16 protein-coding genes and 2 pseudogenes are annotated in these 22,635 nt (G+C 36.2%); 13 read left to right on the forward strand and 5 right to left on the reverse strand.

Annotation, left to right across the window (positions count from 1 at the left end; genetic code table 11):
- Nucleotides 1-327 precede the first annotated feature (327 nt).
- The 5 genes from SSOP1_RS07970 to SSOP1_RS07990 all read left to right on the forward strand — a co-directional run bounded on the left by SSOP1_RS07970 (nucleotide 328) and on the right by SSOP1_RS07990 (nucleotide 6,134).
- Nucleotides 328-1,326: a thiamine pyrophosphate-dependent dehydrogenase E1 component subunit alpha gene (locus SSOP1_RS07970; protein WP_010923451.1), complete on the forward strand. Its 999-nt coding sequence runs from the start codon at nucleotides 328-330 to the stop codon at nucleotides 1,324-1,326.
- A gap of 11 nt (nucleotides 1,327-1,337) precedes the next feature.
- The gene (locus tag SSOP1_RS07975) at nucleotides 1,338-2,312 is read left to right on the forward strand and encodes an alpha-ketoacid dehydrogenase subunit beta (protein ID WP_010923452.1); all 975 of its coding nucleotides are present in this window, start codon (nucleotides 1,338-1,340) and stop codon (nucleotides 2,310-2,312) included.
- Between the two features lie 7 nt (nucleotides 2,313-2,319).
- Nucleotides 2,320-3,339, forward strand: coding sequence for an ATP-NAD kinase family protein (locus SSOP1_RS07980; protein ID WP_010923453.1), 1,020 nt, complete (start codon nucleotides 2,320-2,322; stop codon nucleotides 3,337-3,339).
- The gene (locus SSOP1_RS07985; protein WP_009989861.1) at nucleotides 3,321-4,505 is read left to right on the forward strand and encodes a dihydrolipoamide acetyltransferase family protein; all 1,185 of its coding nucleotides are present in this window, start codon (nucleotides 3,321-3,323) and stop codon (nucleotides 4,503-4,505) included. Before SSOP1_RS07980 ends, SSOP1_RS07985 begins: the two co-directional genes overlap by 19 nt.
- Before the next feature lie 273 nt (nucleotides 4,506-4,778).
- Nucleotides 4,779-6,134, forward strand: coding sequence for an FAD-binding oxidoreductase (locus SSOP1_RS07990; RefSeq protein WP_010923456.1), 1,356 nt, complete (start codon nucleotides 4,779-4,781; stop codon nucleotides 6,132-6,134).
- A 676-nt stretch (nucleotides 6,135-6,810) separates the two neighbouring features.
- Here the strand turns inward: SSOP1_RS07990 and SSOP1_RS07995 are convergent.
- Nucleotides 6,811-7,836, reverse strand: a complete 1,026-nt coding sequence (locus SSOP1_RS07995; protein ID WP_009989859.1) for an LLM class flavin-dependent oxidoreductase — start codon at nucleotides 7,834-7,836, stop codon at nucleotides 6,811-6,813.
- A 99-nt stretch (nucleotides 7,837-7,935) separates the two neighbouring features.
- Between SSOP1_RS07995 and SSOP1_RS08000 the strand changes: the two genes are divergently transcribed.
- Nucleotides 7,936-9,090: a homogentisate 1,2-dioxygenase gene (locus SSOP1_RS08000; protein WP_010923457.1), complete on the forward strand. Its 1,155-nt coding sequence runs from the start codon at nucleotides 7,936-7,938 to the stop codon at nucleotides 9,088-9,090.
- Between the two features lie 330 nt (nucleotides 9,091-9,420).
- Here the strand turns inward: SSOP1_RS08000 and SSOP1_RS08005 are convergent, their stop codons facing one another.
- The gene (locus SSOP1_RS08005; RefSeq protein WP_009992166.1) at nucleotides 9,421-10,845 is read right to left on the reverse strand and encodes an MFS transporter; all 1,425 of its coding nucleotides are present in this window, start codon (nucleotides 10,843-10,845) and stop codon (nucleotides 9,421-9,423) included.
- A 483-nt stretch (nucleotides 10,846-11,328) separates the two neighbouring features.
- On the opposite strand from SSOP1_RS08005, the gene SSOP1_RS08010 reads away from it, so the two are divergent.
- Together SSOP1_RS08010 and SSOP1_RS08015 are read left to right on the forward strand one after the other, a co-directional pair.
- Complete coding sequence (locus tag SSOP1_RS08010) at nucleotides 11,329-11,976, forward strand: helix-turn-helix domain-containing protein (RefSeq protein ID WP_010923458.1); 648 nt, start codon at nucleotides 11,329-11,331, stop codon at nucleotides 11,974-11,976.
- Nucleotides 11,977-12,011: 35 nt separating this feature from the next.
- The gene (locus tag SSOP1_RS08015) at nucleotides 12,012-12,821 is read left to right on the forward strand and encodes an N-acyl homoserine lactonase family protein (RefSeq protein ID WP_009992920.1); all 810 of its coding nucleotides are present in this window, start codon (nucleotides 12,012-12,014) and stop codon (nucleotides 12,819-12,821) included.
- 233 nt (nucleotides 12,822-13,054) lie between these two features.
- Here the strand turns inward: SSOP1_RS08015 and SSOP1_RS08020 are convergent, their stop codons facing one another.
- Nucleotides 13,055-14,287: a M20 family metallopeptidase gene (locus SSOP1_RS08020; RefSeq protein ID WP_009992918.1), complete on the reverse strand. Its 1,233-nt coding sequence runs from the start codon at nucleotides 14,285-14,287 to the stop codon at nucleotides 13,055-13,057.
- A 491-nt stretch (nucleotides 14,288-14,778) separates the two neighbouring features.
- On the opposite strand from SSOP1_RS08020, the gene SSOP1_RS08025 reads away from it, so the two are divergent.
- From SSOP1_RS08025 to SSOP1_RS08035, 3 genes are read left to right on the forward strand one after another with little or no spacing between them, the layout of a single operon-like run.
- On the forward strand, nucleotides 14,779-16,071 hold the full coding sequence (locus SSOP1_RS08025; RefSeq protein ID WP_010923459.1) for an MFS transporter: 1,293 nt from the start codon (nucleotides 14,779-14,781) through the stop codon (nucleotides 16,069-16,071).
- A gap of 4 nt (nucleotides 16,072-16,075) precedes the next feature.
- Nucleotides 16,076-16,924 (forward strand): P1 family peptidase, encoded by an 849-nt coding sequence (locus tag SSOP1_RS08030; protein ID WP_009992935.1) that lies wholly within the window; start codon nucleotides 16,076-16,078, stop codon nucleotides 16,922-16,924.
- Nucleotides 16,924-17,688, forward strand: a complete 765-nt coding sequence (locus tag SSOP1_RS08035; RefSeq protein WP_173645077.1) for an SDR family NAD(P)-dependent oxidoreductase — start codon at nucleotides 16,924-16,926, stop codon at nucleotides 17,686-17,688. The genes SSOP1_RS08030 and SSOP1_RS08035 overlap by 1 nt, the downstream gene beginning before the upstream one ends.
- A gap of 108 nt (nucleotides 17,689-17,796) precedes the next feature.
- Here SSOP1_RS08035 and SSOP1_RS08040 read toward each other — a convergent pair.
- Together SSOP1_RS08040 and SSOP1_RS08045 are read right to left on the reverse strand one after the other, a co-directional pair.
- Nucleotides 17,797-18,774, reverse strand: a pseudogene (locus SSOP1_RS08040) (DUF4322 domain-containing protein).
- A 176-nt stretch (nucleotides 18,775-18,950) separates the two neighbouring features.
- Nucleotides 18,951-20,021, reverse strand: a complete 1,071-nt coding sequence (locus SSOP1_RS08045; protein ID WP_009993188.1) for an AAA family ATPase — start codon at nucleotides 20,019-20,021, stop codon at nucleotides 18,951-18,953.
- A 478-nt stretch (nucleotides 20,022-20,499) separates the two neighbouring features.
- Between SSOP1_RS08045 and SSOP1_RS08050 the strand changes: the two genes are divergently transcribed.
- Complete coding sequence (locus SSOP1_RS08050) at nucleotides 20,500-21,369, forward strand: transposase (protein ID WP_010923460.1); 870 nt, start codon at nucleotides 20,500-20,502, stop codon at nucleotides 21,367-21,369.
- A gap of 30 nt (nucleotides 21,370-21,399) precedes the next feature.
- A pseudogene (locus SSOP1_RS08055) lies at nucleotides 21,400-22,384 on the forward strand (IS110 family RNA-guided transposase); the annotation flags it as partial.
- Nucleotides 22,385-22,635 lie beyond the last annotated feature (251 nt).

Here is a 22,635-nt window from a genome sequence, read left to right on the forward strand (position 1 = left end):
TTTTAGGGGTGAGGTTCACTACTTAACAATAAAAGCATATTTTACGATTTATCAAATAGCAGTATTTTTAGAGAAATTTCAAGGAATTAATGATCTTTATGAAAATATCGATAAAAATTTTAGAGTTTCTAATTTGAGACCCATTATTTGCGTTACTGACTTAAAGAGAAGTATAAATTTTCTCATGACTATTCATTGGAATCTTTAAATTTAACGATTTTCTGATACCGCAAATCTAAAATTGCTTGCAACAACGACGTTTTACCCTCTCATAGCTATTTTGTTAACATTTAAATACTTCAATTTTAATATACTTTTATTGAGATAATGTTTCAAGATATCCCTAAAAGTAAATTATTAGACATGTATAAAAAGATGCTATTAATTAGATACCATGAGCTTACTGCTAAAGAGCTCTTCGCATCTGGTAAGATTCCGGGATTTGTGCATCTCTATGTAGGTGAAGAGGCTGTAGCTGTAGGGGTTATGAGTACGCTAAGAGATGATGACTATATAACTAGTACGCATAGAGGACATGGGCATTGTATAGCTAAGGGTTTAGACGTAAAGAGGATGTTAGCAGAGATAATGGGTAAGAAAACTGGAGTGTGTAAAGGAAAAGGTGGATCGATGCACATTTTTGATTATAGTAAAGGTATGTTAGGCGCAAACGGTATAGTTGGTGGAGGAGCTCCTCATGCTGTAGGCGCGGCATTAGCGTTTAAACTTAAAGGTTTGGATCGTGTAGCTGTGGCATTTATTGGAGATGGGGCTATGAATCAAGGTGTGGTTTTGGAGTCTTTAAATCTCTCTGCTATATGGAAACTTCCAGTAATATTTGTAGTAGAAGATAACATGTATGCGATGTCAACTAGAAGTTTAGTACCTGGTAAATTACAGCCTAGGCATTCAGCTGCTAAAAGTTATGTTGAGAGGGCCTTAGGTTTTGGAATACCAGCTGTAGAAGTGGATGGGATGGACGTACTAGCAGTTTATGAGGTGGCTAAAGAAGCTGTTGATAGGGCTAGAAGAGGAGGAGGCCCATCCTTATTACATTGTAAGACTTACAGATTCTTTGGACACTTTGAGGGAGATCCTTTAGTTTATAGAGATAAAGAGGAGGAAGAGATGTGGAGAAAGAGGGATCCTATTACTCTATTTAGAGATAAACTTGTTTCAAATAATATTATAAATTCAGAGGAATTGGATAAGATAGACAGAGAGGCTAAAGCGGAAATAGAGCAAGCATTGAAATTTGCTGAGGAAAGTCCATATCCAGAAGTAGAAGAAGCTCTCACTGACGTTTTTACAGACAACTCGTATTAGGGTGCATGTAAATGAGGCAGATAACGTTTACTGAAGCAATAAATGAGGCCTTAAGGCAAGAAATGGAAAGAGATCCCTCAGTCATATTAATAGGGGAAGATATAGGTGTTTATGGCGGAGCTTTTGGAGTAACTAAGGGTTTAATTGAGAAATTTGGCTCCGATAGAGTTATTGATACTCCAATATCTGAGGCTGGGTTCATAGGTGCAGCAGTAGGTGCTGCATTAGCTGGCTTAAGACCAGTAGTGGAGTTAATGTTTGTAGATTTCTTTGGAGTTGCAATGGATCAGATCTATAATCAAATGGCTAAATTAAGGTATATGTCTGGAGGGCAATTGAAAGTACCCCTTACTTTAAGAGCACCAATAGGTGCGGGAATAAGTGCTGCAGCTCAACATTCGCAAACCCTTTACTCAATTTTCGCTCACGTACCTGGTTTAAAGGTAGTTGTACCCTCTACTCCTCACGATGCTAAAGGTTTGTTAATCTCATCGATACGTGATGATAACCCAGTAGTATTCTTAGAACATAAGGTGTTATATGGGATAAAAGGTGAAGTACCGGAAGAAGAGTACACTATACCTCTAGGTAAGGCAGAGATAAGAAGAGAAGGAGATGACGTAACAGTAATTGGAATAGCCAGAACAGTATGGCATAGTTTAGAGGCTGCGGAACAACTGTCTAAGGAAAGTATAAGTGTGGAGGTTATTGATGTGAGATCAATAGTTCCTTTCGATAAGGAGACCGTTATTAAATCGGTTAAGAAAACGGGGAGGGTTGTAATTGTGGATGAGGATTATGACAGATGTGGCTTCGCCTCATGGGTTTCTTCCATAATCGCAGACGAAGCCTTTGAATACTTGGATGCGCCAATAAAGAGAATAACTACTCCTAACGTCCCTATACCCTTCAGTCCTCCCTTAGAGCAATATATATTACCAGATTCTAAAAAGATTGTTAATACAGTTAAATCAATATTGGGGTAAATTTTGATTGCCGGCTGTAGGAATTATTGTTAACCCTGAATCTGGAAGGGATATTAGAAGGCTAGTTGCAAAAGCTACCTTTGTCTCTAACTACGCTAAGATAGATACAATAAAGCGTTTTCTTTATGGGCTAAACATAACTAACTCTGTCGATGAGGTCGTATTTATGCCAGACTTTTACGGAATTTCCTTAGATATAATAAGTGATATTAAGGATGATGTTAAGTTTAAGTTAAGTACTCTAGATATGAGGGTAGAGAATACCGCAGATGATACTATTAACGCTTCAAAATACATGATAGAGAGTGGAGTAGATGTCATAGTAAGCGCTGGTGGGGATGGCACTCTACGGGCAGTATACAAAGGGGCAGGGGACAAGGTACCAATACTTGGTCTCTCCTTAGGAACAAATAACGTCTTAGGTGCCTTATACGAACCAACAGTTTTAGGGATGATGTTGGGGTTCCTCCTTAAGGAGAATAAGGCTATCTCAAATGTAGTTGAAAGAATAAAGACCATAAAGCTTTTTGTTAATAATGAATTTAAAAATCTGGCATTAGTGGATTTAACTTTTATGAGCGGTTGGTATGTAGGGGCTAGAGCGATATGGGATGAGTACTCATTAAGGTATGCTTTTATATCCAAGGGTGAATTAGGTGATATTGGAATACCTTCAATAGCCAGTCTCATTAGACCCATAACTTTTCAAGATGATTTAGGTCTAATGGTGAAATTCGGGTTAGGTAAGATTAAGGTCGCTGCAACACTTGCGCCAGGGTTGGTAAAAGAGGTATTCATAGACGGAATTAGTATACTTAAACTGGGACAAGAGGTACACTTACCTAGTGGTAGCTACGTTATTGCATTTGACGGTGAAAAGGAAATGGTAGTGAATTCCAAAGATGAGGCAATGGTTAGAATTGATAGAGATGGTCCTCTCTTAGTTAGTATACCTAAGTCTTTAAATTATATAAATAGTTATTATAGAGAGGAGATGGGTGAACTAAGATGGGCAAAGAAGTATTAATGCCTAAGTTAGGCTTAACCATGACAAAAGGGAAAATAGTTCAATGGAAGAAAAAGGAAGGTGACAGAGTTCAAGAAGGAGAGGACTTAGTAATAATAGAAACTGAGAAAATAACAACTACAGTAAAATCACCAGTTAGTGGTATCCTACTTAAGATTTACGCTAAGGAAGGTGAAGAGGTACCCGTTGGTCAAATAATAGCGTACATAGGCGAAATTGGAGAACAACCTCCACCCTCACCTACTAAACCCGCTTTAGCTACTCAACAACAACAAGCGCAACCAATTCGAACCGAAGAGGTAAAGGTAATAGGCGAAGTAAGAGCTTCACCTAGGGCTAGAAGACTTGCCAAAGAAAAAGGAATAGATCTAAGTAAAATTAGGGGGACAGGACCAGGCGGTATGATAACGGAAGATGATGTAATTAGAGAGCTGGAAAATATCGAAAAAGGAATGAAATTCACCGCAACTGGTCTTAGGGTTAAAGAAGTGATACCAATGAGTGTAATAAGACAAGAAATAAGTAGAAGAATGGTTCAGAGCCTTCAGACAATGGCCCAAGTAACACTAAGTATTGAGATTAATGCAAATTCGTTAGTTAAAATGAAAAATGAAATAGAGTCTAAGTATAGCATGAAAATTACCTATACAGATATTCTAGTTAAGGTAGTAGCTAAACTCCTCAGGGACCATCCATATTTAAACGCAACATTAGAGGGAGATCAAATAAAGATAATTGAAGAGGTTAATATAGGAATAGCTGTGGCTTTGGATCAAGGATTAATAGTACCAGTAATAAGGAACGCAGATACTAAGCCAATTACTGAAATAGCGAAAGAAAGTCATGAACTCGCTGATAAGGCCAGAGAGAATAAGTTAAACCCTGATGAAGTATCTGGAGGCACGTTTACGATAAGTAATTTAGGAATGTACGATATAGACTCATTTACACCAATTATAAATCCTCCTCAAACTGCCATATTGGGAGTAGGTAGGATAAGAAGGGCACCAGTAGTAGTAGGCGATAACATCTCAATTGGTTATATTATGTGGCTGAGTTTAACGTTCGATCATAGAGTGATGGATGGACATACTGCAGCCAAGTTCCTAAAAGAGCTTACTGAAATATTAGAGGATGAAAACAAATTGAGAACGTTTCTAAGTTAGGGGAGATTCAGTTATCCATTGTATATTCACTTTATTTTAAAGAAACTACGAAATTAACTAAATGAAGGCGACTGATTAGCAGAGATACATGATTACTGATATTGACATTTTTATAAGCACATTATTTACAAATTACAATTCGCAAAGGAGAATTGAGTAGCACAATCATTAACTAAAACGAAAATAATAGTGGCTCAGCACAGAAATATTCAATAGATCAACTATGAATCACTGGCCGAAAAAATTATTAATGTTCTTCAAGATTATGTTTTAATGCAGGAGTTTATAAATGAAATTCAGAGGAATTTTTCAAATTGCGTAGTGGAAGACTTAGATAAGTATAAAAGGGACTGGACACCACTCTTAATTCTAGAAGAACATTTAGGAAAAAATTTAGGAAAACCGTTGTTAGTTCTCTCTCCATCAACTACCGAGGAGGTTTCAAATATTGTTAAGTTGGCTAATAAGTATTATGTCTGCATCGTTCCTTACGGAGGAGGTTCTAGCGTAGTGGGTGGGTCTTATCATAATAATTGCGTAATCCTTGATTTATCTAAACTAAACAGAATAATAGAGTTCAATGAGGAAGACCTAAGCGTAACAGTTGAGGTAGGAATAAAAATTAAGGATCTTGAAGAATGGTTAAATAAAAGAGGATATACTCTGGATTATCATCCTCAATCCTTTTATCTAGCTACCATAGGTGGGGCTATAGCTCATAAAGGATCTGGATCACATAGTAGTAGTAACATAGAGAATTTAATATTGTGGTTAGAAGTGATTTTGCCTAACGGTAAAGCAGTTAAAGTCGGTAGTTCCATAAGAACTTCCATGAGTCCAGATCTTGTAAGGTTATTTATAGGCTCCGAGGGAACTTTAGGAGTAATAACTAAGGCTAAACTGAGAATATTCCCTCTTGCACCATATCATACTGACCTTTCCTTTCTCTTTCCTAATTTTCATAATGCAATAAAGTTTACTAGGGAATATGTTTTGAGGACCTCTCCTCCACATAGGATAGTAGTTCACGATAAGGAAAGCAGTGAAATGATGTTGAATATCCCTTATAATATTGCATTAATAAGAGTTAGGGGATATGACGAAGATTTAGTTAACGTGAATGAGAAGATAATTAGACAGCTTGCTATGAGACATAACGCAAATGAGGGCGACAGAAGTCTGATAAGAAGCTGGAGAGAGGTCTTTGCTAGAAAGTATGAAGAGCAAATGACTAAGATAATTTCACAAGGTTTATGGAATGACACATTAGATTTAGGTGCTACTTGGAGTGCGATGCCTAAGCTTTATGATAAGCTAAAGGAATCCTTAAACTCCATGAAAGGTATTAAAAATGTTCTGTCCAGAGTGACTCATGTCTATACTAACGGTGCCTCACTATATAACGTGGTGGTTATGGAACAAGACCTTGAGTTATTAAAAAGAGTTTGGGAGACTGCTGCTAGAGTTATAATGCAATTAGGTGGTACAATTTCCCACCATCATGGAGTTGGCATTTTAAAGAAAAATTGGGTTAAGGAAGAATTAGGCGAGCAATACGACTTATTGCTTCTAATTAAAAGAATGATTGATAGTAATAACATAATGAATCCAGGTAAAGTGTTTTCATAAATTTCTTTTTCTCTAAATCATTATTTTATTAGCCTTAATATTAACATCCATAACTGCGATACCTTTCATATTTTTTTAAATTATATTAATTTTAGATATTCTAGTATTTGAGAACGTTTATAATGTACAAATTTCTAACAATATACATCTATTATCCTTAAGAAAAGCTCATAACTTTATACTGGTATTATATTAAAACTAGAAATGAAGTTGTAGCTAAAAGAAATGCGTTATAAGCTATTACAGAGCTATGCTACTTTATTGACCCATTAAATTTTTGCGGGAAATATAAGAATTATTTCGAACTTAATTTATACATCTTTACATTAATAGGAAATGCAAAGATAATAGCGGTTATGTTCAGAAATATCCAATTAGATCAACTATGAATCACATACTACTTTCTTTAAATTTGCATGATATTTACATTATTCTACACTTTAGCTCTCCAAAAATCAGACAGTTATTGGAAAATTGTTTTTTTTTTTATTTAAAGATTATAATGAATAGTTATGACAAACTCTATACTTCCTATAAGTCAATAATAGCAAATATTGGGATAGGATTAAATACTTTAAAATCCATATGTTATTTTCAGAAATATTATTGATTCCTTGAAATATCCTAAAAATACTAATCTAGGAGTATAACGATTACACTAAATCGCTATCTAAATTTACGTTATAAAGTCAAGCTCTATACCTCTCTCTTCAAGAAGTTTAGCTACTTTCTCTCTAATATTAATAAGGATATCTTGTATCAAAGCTAACGGCTTCATACCGTAATCTACTAGGAACATTAATCTATTAACCTCTGTTAATTTCCATATTTTATAGATCTGATTTGCGACATCCTCTGGACCTCCGAGTAATAGTAGTCCACTGTTATAAAGGTCGTCTAACGTTCTCCTTTTTGCATAAAGCCTAGAGAATACATATCTATGTAAATATTCTTTACTCTCCTCTACTGCATCGTGAAATGACTTAGAAATGTGTGTATGAAAGGCTAAAGAGATCTCGGCATTAGTGTTTTCTTTCAGCCCTTGTTTATACGAATCTGTTACTGGTTTTACATCATCGATTTTATCTACTGTAGCATAGGGTATCATCATTAAATTAAATCCCTTCTTTCCAACGTGATATGCAGCCTCAGCCCTTAGTACGGCAATCCAAATTGGTGGATAGGGTTTCTGCAAGGGCAGAACATTTATTTTTATATTCTCATATTTGAAATATTTACCATTAACTGATACACTTTCTCCACTCATCAGCTTCAGAATTATGTCTAACGCCTCGTCGAAAATCTCCCTCTTAGCCTCTTGAGGTATGTTAAATCCCGCGAACTCATGCTTTAAATACCCGCTTCCCATGGCTAGATTAAGTCTCCCATTTGATAGCGTATCAAGTAGTGAATATTCTTCAGCAACTTGTATGGGATTCTTAAATACTATTGTTGCGACTGCAGGGCCAATTCTAATATTCTTTGTCCTAGATGCTATGTGAGATAAGTATACTGATGTCGATGGGACTATACCATAGTCAATAAAATGATGTTCTGCAATCCATACTCCCCTATATCCTAACTTTTCCGCAAATTCTATTTCTTTTGCGACTTGTTCATAATACTCCCTTTTAGTAAGTCCAGATTCTGAGTAATAATCCATAACCCAGAACAGTTCAGGTTTTATCTTATTTTCGACCATATATATTCCTAGCTGAATTCCATAAAATAAACTTTACATGGAAACTTTTCCATTATACGCTTAAATATTTCTTTTACCCTTTTATATTATTGATAGAGTATGGTATTTTATCATAGACAAGGTGAATTGCCTAAGAAGAGGCATACTGTATTCATGAAAGATGGGAAGTTAATGAGGGAGGAAGTATTTGGGCTTAATGGGTTTAATGGGAGATATTCCCTTCTCTATCATTTAAATCCCCCCACAAGGATAATGAAATTAGGGGAGTGGAAAAGTAATACAATAGGGGAGTGGAAGGACGCTGAGTATAGACACCATAAACTCTCAACCTCAAAATTAAGGAAAAGTAGCGATGTTTTCCTAGATCGTATAGCTCTAATATTTAATGATAATCTCATCATATCCTTTTCAAAAGTAGACGAGGGAGATACTAAATTGTTTTACAGAAACGCCGATTTTGATGAGATATATTACGTACACTCAGGGGAAATATTATTTAAAAGCGTATTTGGGGAAATAGAGGTAAAAGAGGGAGATTATTTAGTAATTCCCAGGGGAACTACTTATACACTCTCCTTTAAGAAGAACGCAGAGCTTTTTATTATCGAAGGCAAGCAGATAGAAGTGCCTAAAGACTACAGAAATGAATATGGACAATTAGTTGAGGGCTCCTTCTATTATAATAGAGATCTAAAATTACCTGTTTTAAGAACTTATGACGAAAATGGTAATTACAAGCTAGTTATCAAAACAGTTAATGGTTTTCAACTGGTAGAGTTAGATACGCATCCTTTTGACGTTGTTGGTTGGGATGGTTATCTTTATCCTTTTGCCTTAAGTGTTTACGATTTAGAACCCATTACCGGTAAACTACATCAACCACCAACAGCCTATACTACTTTTGCAGCTGACGATTTTGTTGTATGTACGTTTGTGCCTAGATTATTCGATTATCACCCCCAGTCTGTTCCGATATCTTATTATCATAATAATATTGATGCTGAAGAGATAATCTTCTATTCCTCTGGACAATTTATGAGTAGAAGAGGAATAAATAAGGGTGACATAACCCTACATAGGGGAGGCCATATACATGGACCACAGCCAAGTGCAGTTGAGGCAAGCCTTAACAAGAGAGGTACATATAACGATGAGGTAGCCATTATGGTAGAGACACAGAAAAGAGTGAAAGTGTCTATTTACGCAAAAGAGATAGATGATCCAACATATCCATTATCATGGTATACCTCATAGGGACATTTTGTGGAATTCATCAGATAATAATATTTCATTTAGCTTAGATCTATTTTATTGTTTTTAATTTTAATAAGTAAGAATGTGAAGGGATTTGGGCTTCATAGGATTTCACGATATTTAATCCTCAATCTTTTGACTTCACCAAAGCCAAACCCGTTCATCTTTCTTCGCCTCATTAGCGGAAAGTCCCGAGTAAGATAAACTCCCTTTTACTAGTCATGAAAAACTTTATAGACTTTACTGTTCGTCTGAAACTGCTGACCACAGCTTAAAAACTAAAAAATGAAAAGTTAATTTTCGTCTCAAATTCAGTCTAGCTTTCATTACTTAAGCATAGGTTGTAGTAGAGGGTCTTTCCCTTATCCTAGTCGCTAAGATAGTCACTAAAACAGTTGTAGCCATAGAGATTAAAAATGCATATTCAAAGGCCAATCTGGAAGGAACAAATGCAAATATCGGTATATTATTTAAATACCCCTCAAATATTGGAGTCTTAAATGTATCCTCTAATGACCCAACAACTATTGGACCTAAAGTATTACCCATTAACCTCATTGAAGTATTAGTTCCAGTTAAGGTGCTCATCCTTTCTCTTTTTGATGAAGCGATTAGCAAAGTTACCCTTGTCACATTCATTCCAGAGATAAAAAACAAGATTAATGACAAGAAGCCCATTAATTCTAAAACGGAAATTCTAAGGGAAATTATATATGCGAGGAAAAGTAAAAGGAAAGATGAGACTGAAGACGAGGTAAGGATTACTTTCATATAGCCAATCTTTGTGACTAATCTTCCAAAGAAGGGACCAGCAATTAGAATTATTAAAGCAATTGGTGCCATTGTCTCTCCCGTCTGTAAAATAGTCATACCGTAACCTATTGGAGACGGGAGTTCAAAAATGAAGACTAAAGACTGGAAAGTTAAGAATAAGCCAAAACCAGTAATAAACGAGGAAATAAGTGGGACAGCAACATTAGGATTCTTAAAATCATAAGGGTCAATTATCGGGTTTCTACTTTTGCTTATATGAAGTGCAAAGAGGTAAAACAGAAGAATTGAGAGAAGTAAAGAGGTGAAGAACTGTAAAGATGTCCATCCCCATGTAGGAGCTTCGGTTAAACCAATACCAAGGATTAGGAAAGATAGGGAAAGAAGAATAACTCCCACATCGTCTATTTTCCTATCACTACCCTTTGACTCGGATGAAGGTAATATCACATAGATAATTATAGTAGAAAGAATTAAGAGTGGTATTGCTGTTTCGTAAGCGAATTCCCATGAGAAATATTGTGAAATGTAACTACCAATAGGAAGTGCTACAGCTGCACCTATCGCAAATGTTGATGCAATTATACCTTGGGCTATTGGTAGTTCTCTATCCGGTATTCTTTCCCTTAGTATCGTATAAGCTATTGGATTTATACTTAAACCTATCCCTTGTATGCTCCTTGAAATTAAAAGGATGGAATAGTTTGGTGAGATCGCAGTTAAGAATACACTTAGTATATATACAACTAGGATCGAAATTAAGACCTTTTTCCTTCCATAACTATCAGCTAATTTTCCTAAGAAGGGAGCTAAGGTCATACCAGCTAATGTTTCAGAAGACAAGACCCATGATGCTTCTGATGATGTTATTGAGAATTGGTTTTCTATTTCTGGTAAAGAAGGCAAAATTACCATTTCTACATACATTGTCATTATTGTTATAAATGCTAGGATAGGGACATATCTCAGAAATGCTCTCTCCATAATAGATATATCTACTTGATGATACTAAACTTTTACTCCTCAAATAGAGTACTTTTACGATCATTAATCGTACAGTATAAACGAAAAGTGAAATATTATTCATCTACTACGTAGAGTTAACATCATATTGTAAAATATTACCTCGTAAGTTAATAAAAACCACCAAGCACATCAGTGATGTTTCACCAATTTTACTAGAAATGATATATTTTATTGAAGAGAAAAAGGCGGAGAAAGAGGAAGTGGAAAATCAGAGAAGACGATTAGAGAAACTAATGGGCATATGGTAAGAATTGATTGATGTATGCTTAGTTGATATATTGAATATATTTTACGTTAAACTGGTATTATATTCCTTTCAATTAATGATAAGATACGCTATTTAGACTTATGATGTCTCTTAACTCATTTGCGGAAACTCGACATATCCACAAACCATCATATAGAAGAATATTTTTATTCTTTAATCTATTAAAGTAATTTATGGAAAAGCTGTCATTAATATCTGCAGATCTCGTACATCCTGATTGTTGGACTGAACGTACTGAAAAATACCTCGTCAATGTCAAACTATTATCTCAGCAATTCAGTGACGATAAGTTTTTCGTCTCCAAAGTTTTGATTTTAGGCAAAGATTCCAGAAACCTAATTGACGAGCTTAAGAATTTTAAAGGGGTTAAAATAAATAAATTATATTGCTTGGATGAAGATTCTTTTGTAATGGACTTCATTTATCCTAGATACAATTCTGTTTCTAGCTTATTTTATGATACCAATTCCATAGTTATATCTCATAGAATAGTTGATGGTATAGAAAAATGGAAGATAATTGCTAGCTCCTCAATGGTAAGTCACATATTGGAGAAATTAGAGAATACCACTAATTTGATAGATTTTAAAGAAATAAATCTAAAGAAATTGGAAAGACTATTGGATAAGTTAACGGATAGGAATTTAAGTTTTCTTAAAATTGCCCATAAGCAAGGTTTATTTGATTATCCTAAGCGTAAAACTCTATTATCCTTGAGTAAGGAGCTAGGAATCAAACCTAATACGCTTCTCTATCATATAAGAAAGTCTGAAAGTTCGTTGTTGGAGATCTTGATAGATGAGTACTATAGTTTATTATAGTAAATTTTTTAAATAACAAGAAACTTGTTTATGATATGAGTGTAAGTAAAATTTACCTTTTAGATCACGGAAAAATTAGCGCAGATCTAGCGTGGTTCCTTCCGAATCCAATGACAATAGAGGACATGAAGAATCCTAAACCTCGAAATTGGGTTGACGTAAGTGTAATGAGTGCAGTAATTGAACATAAGGATGGCGTAATACTCTTCGATACTGGAATACCAGATAATGTAAGTGGGAAATGGCCTCAGATTGCGTTGAGTGTATTTCCAGTTACTAAATATTCAGAAGAAAATAAAATGGAAAATCAGTTAAAGAAAATTGGGTATAAACCAGAAGATATACACTTTATAATACTTTCTCATTTACATTTGGATCATACTGGAAGTCTAGAGCTATTTAAGAACTCTAAACCTGATGTAATTGTTCACGAGAAAGAATTAAAGTACGCATTACTAAATTTGTGGTTAAATAAACCTGTTCCTTATCTATTAAGAGATTTAGAGATCTTACGAGAAATGAACATTGTCCCAATGTCTACCGAGTATTTGGAAATACTGCCCGGCGTTGAATTGCTCTTGATTGGGGGACATACACCTGGGTCAATATTGCTAAAGGTAAGAACGCAAAATGATAACAATTATATATTTACTGGAGATTTCATACATGTCCCAGAAGAATTAAGCTTTGAAAGTAAAGGCTGGTTATTGGGCAATGCAGAAGAATACTATACTAGAATAAGGCTTCTTAAATCAATGCAAAAGTTACCTAGAACGAATATAATAATCTCACATGATCCGAAACTATGGGAGAAGTATCCAAAAGCTCCAAAAGAACTAAAATAGTTCATAAATTAGACTAGAGGATTATGGAATTTCCAGAGAAAATGAAAGAGGAAATTTAAGCCTTGTGAATCTATTGAATATTTTTTACAGAATTTCTATTATCTCCTTTTCAATTAATCTCAGAATTTACAATTGGTGTTTGTAATACCCCTCAATTCTTTGTAAAAATTCGATAAGTATATAAAGTTAGAAATTTACTAATTTTTAAAAATCTTCAAACACGTTTGCAGTATTTATTTCGTCTTATTGGATAGTTCTAATACTAATAGTCCTAAAACCTTGATGGAATCCAGTAGGTCCTTCACATATATGTACTCATCATTAGCATGAGCTAGCTCAATTCTTCCTGGACCGTAATTAATACTTTTTATCCCTTCATTAATAGTGAATCTAATATCAAATGTCCCTGCTGATAATACGGTTCTAGCCTCAACTCCTCTTACCTCTCTAATCTTTTCCCTCAATGCACTTATTAATCTCTCATCATCGCAACGCATAGTATTTACCGCATAAAATTCGTCATATTCGTACCTTACTCCAGTACTTTTACTTATGTTATCCAAAACCCTAATTATGCTATGTCTCACCTCCTCTAAATTTTCCTCTGGGATTAGCCTTCTTACTATACTAAATTCACAATAGTCCGCTACCGTATTTACCCATGTTCCGCATTTAACCACGCCAACTAATATGGTAGGCTTTTTACCCGACTCTGGAGATATCTCGTATTTAGATACAATATCGGGAATTGCCTTATAAAGCTCTTCTATCATTAGGGAGGTAGCTTTAACCGCATCGATTCCCAACTGTGGAAACCCACCATGACTTTTCTTACCATAAACCCTTACAATAGCCCATATTGCACCCCTATGACCATTACACACATTATCTGGCCCAGTAGGCTCAGTGAATATGACGTAATTTACATTCTTAAATATACCCTTTTGGACCAAATAATAAGTTCCTGCATTCCTATTACCGACAGTTTCCTCATCTGGAACAATTGTTTGAATCACTTGGATATTTGATGGTAACAGTTTAGCTCTCCTTAACATCTCTATTGCGTAAATTTGCGCAACTATACCAGACTTCATATCTGAGGCACCTCTCCCGTAAATTTTACCGTCCTTCTCTATTCCTTTATAGGGATCTACACTCCATCCCTCTCCTGCAGGGACTACATCGTAATGAGCGTTAAAGGCTATTCTATTGTTACCATTACCTAAATATCCAACTAGATTAGGTCTTTTACCATAACCAAATCTAATCAGACTTTTCAACTCTTCATCAGTGGGCTCTATTACTTGAGTTTTATAACCAAATTCATCCAATTTATTTTTTATAACATTAACAATTTTCTCATAATTCAATCCAGGGGGATTCTCAGTGGGGATTCTTATCAACTCCTTTAAAAAATCGACTATCTCCCCTCTTAGTTCTTCAATAATCTCATCAATTTTTGACATATATTTAATTAAAAATTTCCCCTTAATAATGTTTTGCGGGCAAAACTTTAGAAGTATACAGAAATTTATAATTAATCATTAGTATTTTGGAAAAGTTCTTAGACTATGATCTAGTGGTATATCCTTTGCCTAAAGCTATAAACTTTCTGAAAGCACTAACGTTAAGGATGCTCTGTGAACTTGTTGATTTTTCTTGAGCCTTTGAAGGTATTTTTAAACATAAATTGCACATCTGATCATTAGTTGAAAGGAAGATAATAGTAATTTAGTGGAAAATGTTCAACAGATCAACTAGGCGTTAAAAACATGCTTTGTGGACTATTTCAAATTTTATAGGGATCAACGCTAAACCCATTTTCAAATCGACGTCGAATTTTGAATTTAGGAGTATACAATGAGTTTAACATATTATAAAATTGAAGTGATCCACAAAGTTTTAAAAACAGAAAAATTTTTAAATTGTTTATATTAGTATATATTGAAGATACAAAGTGGTATACGGCCTAAATAAACAACAATGGCTAGCAGTGTTCTCTACATGGTTAGGATGGTTAATGGATGGTTATACTTCTATAGCTTATGCTCTAGTTGCAGTTACTATTTCGAAAATATTTTTCCCTTCAACCATAGGAATTCTAGGTTTAATAGCCACTTTTGGAGGATTCGCAGTTGGTGCATTAGCTAGGCCCGTAGGATCTTTAGTGTTTGGAAATTTCATAGGAGATAAGATAGGTAGGAAAAATATGTTAGTTCTAACGATTTTAGGTTTTTCCTTAATAGCCTCTTCTAAAGCCCTATTACCTTCATACGAAACCGCGGGAATTTTAGCTCCACTATTTCTTTACATCATATTATTTGCTGAGGGCATGTTTGCAGGTGCAGAATATGGAGGAGGAACCACATTGGCGTTAGAGTCTGTACCTGTAGGCAAGAGAGGATTTATTGGCTCTTTTGTGCAAAGTGGTTTTGGTACAGGTTATTTCGTAATATCGTTAGTATACTCAGCTCTGTATAGTATGTTTGGGAATGAAGGATTCCAAACTTTAGGATGGAGAGTCCTTTTTGCAACTTGCATATTGCCTGGATTAATTACGTTAATAATTAGAAAAATGACAGACGAAAGTCCAATCTTTAAGGATATGAAAAGTGGGAATGAAGTGGTCAAGATACCTATAAAGGAGTTGTTCAAAATGTCTTATTCCTCAGTATTAATAGGGTTAATGATAACAAGTGGATTGTTATACATAAACACTGCTACCTTTTCTTTCTATCCTACAGTGTTGACTATTCAAGGAATACCAGGGACAATTGTGGGATTAAGCGTTGCTATAATAAATTTGGTTTCCCTTTTTGGAGTTTGGTTTGGCGGATTTCTAGCTGATGTCATTAAAAGGGGAAGAAAAGTTCCAATGCTAATTTATTCAATAATATTCATTTTCACCGTATACCCAGTTTTGTATCTGGGATTGCTAAAGAACGTGTATTTATCCACTATCGTATTTAGCTTACAAGCATTTTTAGAAGCTATGATATTCTCCACTTTACCTGCATTTCTTGCAGAACAGTTTAGTAAAAAATATAGAACTACGGGAGTAGGATTTACATATAATGGGGGAGCAATAGGAGGTGGTTTTGCTATATCTGCTACTTTAGCGTTATCAACGTACTTAGGCTTACTTTACTCATGGTCGATAAACATTATTATAGCTGGGATAATAATGATAATGGGTATTGTCTTAGCAAAAGAAACTTATACTGGAAAAGAAGATCCAATTTTGAGGTGAGATTTTGAAAATAGGTATAAATGGAATAAAAGTAGGTGGATATACTGATGAGAAGTCCAAGTCTGGAGTTACAGTAATATTAAGCGAGATTGAAAATAATACTGCAGGGATTTCTCAAAGAGGAGGGTCACCTGCAACTTTGGGTACAGATTTGCTAAGACCGAAACATAGAGGTAATCAATCAGTAAATGCAATAGTGTTAACTGGAAGAAGTGTTTTCGGAATAAGAGTAGTTGATGCGGTTTTAATGAAGTTGTTTGAATTGGGAGTAGGGTTTAAAATATCTCAAAACCTAAAAATTCCAATCGTGGTCTCGGCATCTATATTTGACTTTTACGATAACACTATTATGCCTACTCCGGATTGGGGATATAACGCCATGAGCAATTTAGGCTATGACATACCGATAGGTAGATATTGGGCTGGTAGAGGTGCAACAGTCGGAAAGCTTAAGGGAATAAAATATGCTAAACCATCTGGACAAGGCTATTATGAGATAGAAAACAACAACTTAAAAATAGGTGTTATTTCGGTGGTGAATAGTATAGGTAATATATACGATGAAAAGGGGGAATTATTAGTAGGAGAAGAAACCGAAGAGTTCAAAATCAATACTCCGGGAACTACGTTAGGCGTTGTAATAACTAACTCAAAGTTAAATAACTCAGACGCTTGTAGAGTTGCCAGCAGTGCAGAAAATGGATTTTCCTCAGTGATAAAACCATATAACCTTTCTCTTGATGGAGATACAGTATTCACTATAGCAACTAATGAAATGGAGGTCCCAGTGGACAAAGTAATAGCACTAACCTACGAAGCATCTAGGGAATCAGTACTCTCCATTTTCAAGTGATAAGAATGGAACTATTTTCACTGAAAGGTAGAACTGCTGTAGTAATAGGAGCTGGAAGCGGAATTGGGAAGGCTATAGCCAAACTATTTACAGATTTAGGAGGAAAAGTAGTCGCTAGTGACGTAAAAGGCTTAGAGGATCTCCAAAGCACATATGACACATTCAAGGCAGATATAACTAATGTTAATGATGTGAGACAATTAGTAGAATTTAGTCTAAACAAACTAGGTGAAATTTACGCTCTATATATAACCCCTTCCATTAACATTAGGAAACGAATAGAGAATTACACATTGGATGAGTTCGATAGAGTTGTCAATCTAAACCTTAGAGGAAACTTCATAGTATTAAAGGAATTTCTAAAAGTTATGAAGGAAAACAAAAACGGAGGCAGCATCGTACTCTTTTCATCGATAAGACATCTAGTTACGGAACCTGGACAAGCAGTATATGCATCAACTAAAGCTGCAATAGTCCAGTTAGCCAAAACAGCAGCTGCAGAATATGGTAAATACGGGTTAAGAGTTAACGTTATAGCACCAGGGGTTGTCGATACTCCATTTACACAACAGATAAAGAATAATCCTGAATGGTATAGAGCATATACTGAGAAAACAATTCTCAAGAGATGGGCTGATCCGATGGAAATAGCAAGTGTCGCAGTGTTCCTAGCTATGCCAGCCTCATCTTACATAACGGGTACAGTCATTTATGTAGATGGAGGATGGACCGCCATAGATGGAAGATATGAACCAGATATCTAAAATCACAGTAGAAATATTATTTTAACGTAGTTTAAAGATTTCCATCAGCCCGCTACCGGTCATTTTACAAAATGTTGAAAGCCTCGTCCCTTCTCAATAGACCCAAAATCACATCCCTAAAAATAAATCTATAGTATTAATAAGCGTTTTCTCTGGCTTAAATAGAGAATTTTCCAGATTGAATAAATCATCAGGAAACAAAAGGATAAGCAATAACCTAAACTCCTCCCTCCTCACCACACCCTTAAATAAGGAGTAAAGAACCATAGCACGAAGATCAACACGCGGAAGACGAACCTAGTGGAACTGGTGAAGGGAAGGAAAGCCTTTATGTCCCTGTAAGAGGTCCCTATCGTACTCCTTACCTTGTTGTACAACACCTCATTCTTCGGTAGGTCAAGATTAGTCCTCCTAGCGAAGTAAACAACCTCCTTCTTTCTCCTCTTGATCTCCCTACTATAGACCAGAAGCCTGAACTTAACTTACTCATCCTCACTATGCCTCTTACTATTCGTAACATATTCACCATCAAACTCCTCATAGATCTTGACATCGCCAACGGGAACTCCAAATTATATAATTGAACCTAAATGAAGTTGAGCACATCAACTGTGTAGAAGCCATCAAGAGTTATCAACCTTATCTTGAACCCCATTGCAATTGCTCCACGAGGATCTTCACGATATTATCCTTGGTCATCCCGTTCACTTGTGTGACGAAAGCCAGTAGGCCATCATGTGTAGTAGTATAGTTCCACGAGTTTCCCTTTTCTGAGTCCTTTCACCGGTTTTCCGTACCAAGTTTTAGTGGTCCAGTCTATTTCCTTTTCTCCTTTCATCGTCTCCAAGGATTCCTCACTTGTTTCAAGAGTTTCTCAACTATCCACTCCTTGCTCCTCCGCGTAGTTTCTCACGGTTTGTGGTGATATGTTGTACGCGCTTGACTTGCTCTCTATGGAGTCGTTCCATAAACATGCTGAGATTAATGTTTTTCTAGGTTTTCTGCCTTTTTCCCTTGGAAGTTTAACATGGAAAGTAATTTATATCTTGCTTGTTGACTATTTAATGAGGGAATTGGTATTCTCATGAACCCTCATGGTAATACCGATTTCCTCGCTTTAAACCTTTTTTCCAATTTATTGGATTCTTAATGTTGTTATAAACTTGATTATGTTAAATAGATCTAATATTATTCAATCCAAATTATTTTTATAAAATGATTTTGGGTCTACCGTTTAGGGCAGGCAGGAGTCAGAAAAACGATTAAGAAAAGGCTAAACTAATTAGAGGCTCTGAAGGGCAATATTTTTCACCCTCCTTAATTATCCATGAGTGTTTTGTTAATTGTGTTAAATAGTTATAAATTTCTGAGTCAGATATTTCTATTCCCTCTTCCAATTCCAAAGCCCTCTTGACATCACTCCATTTACCGCATTTTGATAAGGTCCTCATTATATTTAAATACCTCTTTCTAGCGATTTCTCTGCCATGTAGAAAATTCTCAAATTCCTTTAAGATAAGCTTTTTAGCGTACTCCAATGTTTGATTTATTGCAAAATCTAAATTCTTATTATCTAAATAGATAAAACCAAAGTAGGTTAGCCAACCTGGTATTCCTCCAATTTTCTCATAAACGACTTCGTAATCCTTAAAATCAATATCTGCCTCTTGAAAACCTCTCCTCAAAAACTCTATAGCTTCTTCTCTAGAAAAGGGCTTTAATTCAACCGTTGAAAAGGCTCTCCCGAAAAGCGGACTTTCTGGATCTTCAACTCTTAAGTAATCGTAAAGCAAACCCATCTCTGAACCACTCATAATAAATTTAATTCGCTTTAAATTATCATACGCATAAGCTAGTGCTGGTAAAAGATTAACTCCTCTTAACTTAACCAGCTCCTGAGCCTCATCAAGGACAATAATCACATTATCCTTTGATGCCTGCTCAAAGCTCTCCAATAAATTCGCAAAACTTAACCTATCCTTCCTATTCCAATTGAACTTAATTTCATTTCCCATTATCACAATCCCTTGAATGTTTTTTAGCGCCTTCAGTAATGAAGGAAGTCTTTTTACCAACTTGTTAATCTCCTTTTGAAGTTCAAGTAGGAAATCCTTATAGGAAATGTAATTTCTCTCTTCGAATTTTCTTAGATCCAGATAGATGTAAGGGAGATTTAACTCATTTATTCCTATCTTTATTATGGATGATTTCCCTGTTCTTCTCAATCCTAAAACTAAGGTTATTGGCGCCCTCAATCCTTTCAACTTCTCAATTTCTTTTTCTCTATCAAAGAAATCTTTTCTGTTATCCTTAGGTGAAGTATCGAATAGCACTTCTACCCCCAGAAGTAACTTCTACCCCCAGAAGTTAAAAAACTTCCCTCGACTTTTTTGGCTTTACCAGCAACTCGTTAAGTTGGTTAATCGGTTTCCCAGAAGATACTCGAATAGCATTTATAGGAAAATCGTTACACTTTTACGTTACATTAAAAATATATAACGAATCTTTCCTGATTAGATGAGAAATGCTTATTGATAAGCTATAATATTAAGAAGTACAGTTGTGTTTCACCAATTTTACTAGAAATGATGTAATTTCTATGGTAGGGGAAAATATCGAGTTATGGTTGTGAAAATCGGCTTATTTCAACATGATTATCAAAAAATTTTTAGATTAAACGAGAAGCATGGTTAAAAAGGAGTTTGTATATAGAGGGTAATATCATCTGTTTAGCATTATCAAGCGGGGAGGGGAGGTCTAGGGAGGAGGTGAACAGGAAAGGGTTAAAGCGAGGGACTCCATGACTCCGTTATGCAAGTTTATGAAACGGGATTCAAAACGGAGTTGAAGTCCCTCGCTAGTTATTTCATCGTCAATAATCTTAACGTTATCTCCCAAGAGTTGGACACGAGGATCGCGGACGCAGCTCCGTTCCTGTTGACAGGGAACAGGGAAAAGGAGTACTTGAAGGTCGTTAGGGAAGGAGAGAAGGTGATGAGTCAAGGGGAGAGGAGCTTCAAGTTCTACCCTCACGTGAAAGTTGAGGGAAAGACTACAATCGTTGCAGTGGACGAGACCGCGATAACCGTGGGAGAGAAGGAGTCGAGGAAGGTGGAAGGATTTCAACTCTACAACGGGAAGAGGAAGGGAGTTAAGTTGAGGTCCGTGGACTTGGTGTTCCCCTTGAGGTTGTCCCTCCTCGAGGAGATAGCTGACTTGAGAAGCGATACTCCCTCCCAGTTCCTGATGAGGGCCGTGAGCGAAGTTGCTCAGCACCTCAAGATAGACTACGTTGTTGCTGACGCGGGTTTCCTGAACTTGAAGGTAATCAAGGAGATGCCTGTGAAGACCGTGGTAGGAGGTAAGACCAACCTGAAGGGCTTCAAGGAACTCTCCAACGTCTCTCTAACCGAGAAGAAATGCGAGGTAAATGACAGGGTTTACGTTGCGTATAGGGTCCTGAAGTACAATGACCTTTACTACTATGAAGTGATATACGTCAAGGAGAAACCCAGGCACTTCATCTTCGTTACCAACTTCAATGGAGATCCCTACAAGCTAGCTGAGCTCTACAGGTTGAGATGGCAGAGCGAAGAGGGCTTCAAGGTCAGGAAGGCCAGGATAAGATACGTTAGTGCTTTCAGAAAGTTTATGGCTTATAGGCAAAGGATATACCACTAGATCATAGTCTAAGAACTTTTCCAAAATACTAACGAATATAGGTGTGACACAAGGGTAGGGGTAATTGGAATAGACGTATCAAAAGAACACTTGGTAACAAGTAAGGGGAGGGTGAGGAAATTCACAAACAACGAGAAGGGCTACGAAGAAATACTAACCATGAAGCCAAACATCATCGTAATAGAACCCACAGGAGTATACTCAACAAGACCTTGCCAATACTTCAAAGAAAGAGGAGTGAAAGTCCTACTAGTCAGCCTTGTTATGGAAAGAAAAGGACGTAAGGGGAAAGAAAACAGATTTTTACGACGCAGAAAAACTTGAAAACATGGTAAATAAGGCTAGAGAATACGTTAACAACCCCTTAAAAGAATTAGTATCACTCTACCTCTTCATGAAGGATGTGCAAACGAAACAAGAGAACAGGTTAAGGAGAGCTCTCTTCCTCGTGAGCGACGAGGAGAAGTTGAGCGAGGAGAGATTGGAGAAGTTCTCTAAGGGAGACTTCTCTGACGTAAAACTGTATCAACTGGAATACACTGGTACAGTACTACGTGAGATTCAAGTCCTAGCGAGAACACTACTTCAAACGCGAGAAGAGTTGAAGGAGGTGAGGAAAATGATAGAGGGTAATGTGCCTCAAGACCACGTGTTACTCACGATTCCCGGAATAGGGAAACTGGCAGCTGGGATTATAATTGGGATTGTGGGTGATATTAAGCGCTTCCCAAGACCTGAATCCTTCGTTGCTTATTGCGGTTTAGACCCGGTAGTTGAGAGGAGTGGTAGGATTGAGGTTAGAAAGGGTATCTCTAAGAGGGGTAACAAGTATTTGCGTAGCTTGTTTTATTTCCTCGCCGAGACTCAATATTCGCGTAACCCAACTCTCCTTAAGTTCTACGAAGCTCACAAGGATAAACTGAAGGGTAGGAAACTGTACACTGCCTTAGCTAGGAAGTTGGCTAGGATAGTGTGGAGTGTTTGGTATAATAATAAGCCTTATGAGGTGAAGTGACCCTCCCCTAATCGCCACGCGGATTGAAAGAGTCCGCGTGGCAATAGTAGCTGATACTATGCTCAAAATTTGACCGAAAGATTTATTACTGAACGCCCTCGCACATAAGCTTTTTCAGAGGCTGTTTTCATGTTCTAATTCATTGGCTGCATCTCGATCGAAACGATTAATTGTGGAAATTTCTAGCCTAATTTAATTTTACTATATGATATCGAATAAGATGACTGCATGAGAACACTCCCCAAATGATA

This window comes from Saccharolobus solfataricus (assembly GCF_900079115.1).
Taxonomy (GTDB): Archaea; Thermoproteota; Thermoprotei_A; order Sulfolobales; family Sulfolobaceae; genus Saccharolobus; species Saccharolobus solfataricus.